This is a genomic window from Acinetobacter sp. (genome assembly GCF_045628685.1).
Lineage (GTDB): Bacteria > Pseudomonadota > Gammaproteobacteria > Pseudomonadales > Moraxellaceae > Acinetobacter.
The window spans coordinates 1-4129 of the sequence record NZ_JAZQPV010000094.1; the positions used below are offsets into that span (position 1 = coordinate 1).

The window sequence follows — 4129 nt, forward strand, 5'->3', positions numbered from 1 at the left end:
TGTTTGGTTAGCACTTGATCAGCCATACTTTTTTCTCCGGCATTAAAAAACCGCCCGAAGGCGGCTATATTTTGAAATCTAAACGAGGTTGTTAATGTGGTCTTTATCGTTACTGTAGTAGCGGCTGTCATATTGGATTGCACTCACACTTGACTCAAAAGTAGCGCTTGGCGATTTCTCTTGAATCAAGTAAGCCTCACTCTCTACCTCATTGGCTTTGGTGATGCTGTATGTAGCATTGACCACTTTGGATCCATCGGACACAACCAGTGGAATAAGCGGAATGCGTGCAAGCTGAATCTGAGAATCATTGATCTGACTGACAATATCAATCACATCAACCGAGCCATCTTTAAGTTGCAAGTGAATGGCGTAATTATCAGCAGCATTTAACAAAACTGGATTATCGAGCGTTAATACTGTATTGCTCTGTGATTCAATTTCACCACTGCCCGTCATTTTAAATAGATCACCTACCACTGCAATCCGGTCATTTCGGGTGACCAGATCGGCTTCACCGTATGCAGTAAACTCGATAGCCTTGCGGCTAAAGCGTATTTTATTCCAAGCCCGATGCGCCAGTAAGTGAGCCTGAACCGCATTGGTTACACCATTACTTTCAATGGTTTTGTAGTTCGCCAACCCATCATGAGGTAATTTAATTACCGTTTCCGCATAGTCATCCGATGCATCACGCCATTTAAATTCAACCCCATCATATTCATCCTCTATCCCAAAAGTATCGCTAAGCTTGAATGTTTGAGGCTTCATATTGCGATGGTTAAACAAAATTAAGGAGTTTGGTGTTTCTTTTTCAAAGTTAAAAAAGTGTGTGCCATTCTCCCGTCGTGCCGTACAAAACACCGCTTCAGCAATCGCAAAAGCCATCTCTTGATAACTGCTGTTCTTGTCATCAAAAGTGTAATTAAACTCACAGGCCTTAGGCGTTCCGAAATAAGCTTCAATCTCATCAGATACTGCATACAGTGACAGCACATCGATTTCGGATATATCGAAACGACCAATATAAGGATCGAGTGCCACATTGATAATAATGTCAGCAAAATTATTGGTTGGGACTCGCTGAGCTGATTTAACACCACCCCGGTATGAAAATAGCTTTCGTGTTACTGGCATGTTTAATTCAGATGCATTGGTCCCTGATCCAATCGCAAGACGCTTTAAGCGAATAATCGTATCGTGTTCATAGGCAGATTTTTTCGTTCCGTAAAAACTGTATGCACTTTCAAACACAACATCATCAATCAGGTTTGCGCCATTACCATTATCATTGATGCGCTTAACACGAAAGCGAAATTGACCTATGAAAGGCAATTGTTCCCGTATTGTGGCACCAACCTGATCCCGGCTATTTGCCCGGCCCTGCATGGTCATACCTGCAGAATAGATTTCACCGGTTGGCACACCATTGATGACTTGTTGATATTGAACTTCAACCGCAACCTGCTTGGCACGATCCCCCTCATAAATACCGTTGGCCGCAATAAAGTTCAGCATCATGCCTTCAGTATCTTTGTTCCCGGCATAGTACCAGCCAATAAAGTTCTCATCCGTACCTTTAAATATAATGCTGCGGCCCAGCATATCTGCAATTTGTTGAGCAGTAAGGTTGGCTAGTAACAGCCAGTCGGGATTTACGGCGGACGGATTGACCAGAGTGATTTCATTTCCGGATACAGAGGAAATCGTATAGGTGCCACTTAAATCGATATTTTCATCATGGTCGGTTAAGACTCCAGATAAAATTCCTTCCCCATCTGCTGACAGGCGACCAAAATTAATATTGGTTTCCTGATAATTAGGTTTAAGCGTTATCTCATAAAACCACCCACCACTTGAGCCGGTTTTTACAATATTTGAAATTGAATACTCGCCAGCCAAATTAAGTTGACCCTCATCTGCATCATCAACCGTGAGGGCTGAGATACGAATTTTTCTATATTTCTGCGGATCAATGATATCTGTGGCAGATGCAATAGTCAGCACACCACTCATGCTTACATCTGTTGTGCCAGAAATATTGGCATTAGGTGCTGATCCATAGATTGCATTTTCAATCGCAATCTGCTCACCGTTCACAAAATTATTATTAAAGTCTGCATATACATCACGAGGGACAGACTGCCATTGCGTGGGACCCATTGCTCCGCCACCGGTAAAAATAATATCGTTTTCCGTGTACTGAACAGATGCAGCCACAATAATTTTATTTCCAGAAAAACTGGTATTGGTGTAGCTTAATTTGGAATTATTGGGTGAAATTAGTTTTTGCTTGCCATCAATTGAGCTGACTTGCTTGGCCACAAGTGCCGGGTAGCTAAATGGCTCACCAATTAATACTTGTGGAGTGCCAGTGATTAGCTTATCTGGTTCATAAGCACTGAGGCTTGCACCTTCAATACTACTGATTGGAGTTTCACCTTCCTTGATCTGATCTGGATTGATATCAAAATAACCAGTGCCCACATCAAGCAAACATTCTTCAACCTGTACATTGTCTGCATAGTACCGATACACAGGTGCAATCAAATCAGGAACAGATTTTACGGTGCCGTAAATATCGGGTGTACGTTCACTGGTGCGGTGTTTGTTCTGGCGTGCTGAAAGACTGTTATTGCCTGATCCTGTGGACTGGTCATTATTCACTTCCGGCATGTTCATATAGGTATAAATAGCTATACCCACAGAAATAACCATCATTACTGCCATAAAAATGGTTATTGGCTCACCCGCATGGCAGAGCACATAGTAATCCCCATCCGCATGAAGTAATTGCAAGGCTTCTTCTTTGGTTTTAGGTGTTACATCATTTTTAGCGCAGATACTGTCTTTATAAAGCCGGGCATCTGGATATTCTTCACGTATATTCAACCAATCCTTAAGCAGACACTCATATTCTTTTTCACTGAATTCAAGCGGGTCAAGCTCATTGTGATAAATACGAAGCTTCATAAAATCTAAACCTTGAATAATTTCGCTCTAAAGATCGAAGTTCCTGAAAATAGACACCATTTTCAGATAGGTGCAAAACTCGACCACAATAAAAAAGCCCCACATGGGAGCTATTTAAGAGATTGGTCATTAAGACAATGCAGCCCTCGATAGGCTTCTCCAGTCTTTTGTTCTTAACTGTGGTGTCACGTGATGTCCGGATGCTTTGCGCCAAGTCACCAGTCAGACCCAAAAAGCTTGCCGAGTAATCTTTATTAAAAAGATATTGGGCCGCTTCAATCAGAAAATGGACACAGTGATAACTTCTCGGGTCGTATCTGCGGTCCAGCAAAGCATCAACACTTTTCATATCAAGCCTCGTAAATCTGGATACTCTTTAAAGTTATAGGTGCGACCTGTCTTGACGCTGTTTTTGCCGGAAGTCGCAGCTTCAAAAGTAGTGGCCTGATAGTCCTGGTTCATCTTGGCCACAGACAATCCACGAATAATTTCAATAGGCGTTTGCTTGGTCAGCACCATGGATGCTGCATCAAATGCAAATGAGCGATAAATCACTTGGGGTTTTTCATCGCTAAATGCATCACGGATCTTCTGGATTAAAGGCGGAACAATTTCACCCAAATCCCCGACTGTAATATTTAAAGTCTGATCCAGATCGTCTGAGGTATTGCCGCGCTGAATCATCAGCGGAATAAAATCAAAAAATGCTTGCTGACTATTCTCCAAAGTGACTGAAATTCCATCGGGATGATTGGTCACAATGCGAATTGGAACAGGCCATAATGAGTGACTGATTTCCAATGTCTCCAGTAAAACAACACTTGAGACACTATCGAGATGAAAGTCTTTAATGTCATCGACTGTAATCATATAACCCCCAAAGCATCCGGGAAACTCTCGTTCACCAGTTGCTCTAACAGATTCAGCACATCGGATGGACTGCCTGTATCCCATAGATCAACAATACTCTGATCGAATGCCAAGTCGCCATTGTTAAGTGGTTTACAGCGCACCTGAAACGATACGGAATAAATCACACCATTACGTTCACCGACTGAAATTGACTCAGCAACAAACTGGCAGGTGTGATCCTGCATCTCGGATGAGTCAGTAATCAATCGCCATAAAAACTTCTGCGGATTTAAGGTGTGACTTC

At 42.3% G+C, this 4129-nt stretch carries 3 protein-coding genes and 1 pseudogene; all 4 read right to left on the minus strand.

Translation table 11 applies throughout. The annotated features are described in order from the left end of the window. Nucleotides 1-78: 78 nt before the first annotated feature. The gene (locus tag ACKI4H_RS12405; protein ID WP_407306180.1) at nucleotides 79-2973 is read right to left on the minus strand and encodes a host specificity factor TipJ family phage tail protein; all 2895 of its coding nucleotides are present in this window, start codon (nucleotides 2971-2973) and stop codon (nucleotides 79-81) included. Beyond that, nucleotides 2948-3322 carry a hypothetical protein gene (locus tag ACKI4H_RS12410; RefSeq protein ID WP_407306182.1) on the minus strand — a complete coding sequence of 125 codons (375 nt, stop codon included), beginning with the start codon at nucleotides 3320-3322 and terminating at the stop codon, nucleotides 2948-2950. The genes ACKI4H_RS12405 and ACKI4H_RS12410 overlap by 26 nt, the downstream gene beginning before the upstream one ends. Next, nucleotides 3319-3843: a hypothetical protein gene (locus ACKI4H_RS12415; protein WP_407306184.1), complete on the minus strand. Its 525-nt coding sequence runs from the start codon at nucleotides 3841-3843 to the stop codon at nucleotides 3319-3321. The genes ACKI4H_RS12410 and ACKI4H_RS12415 overlap by 4 nt, the downstream gene beginning before the upstream one ends. Further along, a pseudogene (locus tag ACKI4H_RS12420) lies at nucleotides 3840-4129 on the minus strand (hypothetical protein); the annotation flags it as partial. The pseudogene ACKI4H_RS12420 and the gene ACKI4H_RS12415, both read right to left, overlap by 4 nt.

Coding starts and splice junctions, on each gene's coding strand:
- ACKI4H_RS12405 (WP_407306180.1), bottom strand. CDS start 2,973: ATGAAGCTTCGTATTTATCACAATGAGCTTGACCCGCTTGAATTCAGT.
- ACKI4H_RS12415 (WP_407306184.1), bottom strand. CDS start 3,843: ATGATTACAGTCGATGACATTAAAGACTTTCATCTCGATAGTGTCTCA.
- ACKI4H_RS12410 (WP_407306182.1), bottom strand. CDS start 3,322: ATGAAAAGTGTTGATGCTTTGCTGGACCGCAGATACGACCCGAGAAGT.